Source organism: Brevundimonas sp. UBA5936, assembly GCA_002430835.1.
Lineage (GTDB): Bacteria > Pseudomonadota > Alphaproteobacteria > Caulobacterales > Caulobacteraceae > Brevundimonas.
This window is the reverse complement of sequence record DJDA01000061.1, coordinates 1-333: the sequence shown is the minus strand read 5'-3', so window position 1 is coordinate 333 and position 333 is coordinate 1. Positions and strand designations below refer to the sequence as shown.

General features: G+C 79.3%; 1 pseudogene. It reads left to right on the top strand.

The features are described 5' to 3' along the window. Nucleotides 1-333, top strand: a pseudogene (locus tag B2Y21_RS06260) (primosomal protein N'); the annotation flags it as partial.

The following is a 333-nucleotide window of genomic DNA, read 5'->3' as shown; positions in this document are numbered from 1 at the left end:
GGTCGCGCGCGGCGATCAGGTCGCCGTGCCGCTGGGCCCGCGTCTGATCCGGGGCGTGGTCGCCGAGGTGTTCGAGACGACCGGCTCCAATCGCAAGCTGAAGGCGGTCGAACAGGTGCTGGCCGATCCGCGCCTGCCGGAACGGACGCTGGACTTCGTCGAATGGGCGGCGCGCTGGACCCTCAGCCCGCCGGGCGAGATGGCGGCGACGGCGCTGAAGGGCCTGCGCGCGCCCCGGCCCCGGCCCGAGCGGCGGGTGCGGGGCGGCGGGGGGGGGCGGGCCTGCTGGCCCGCGGCGGGCGGGGCGGGGGTGCTGGAGGCGAGGGGGGGCGG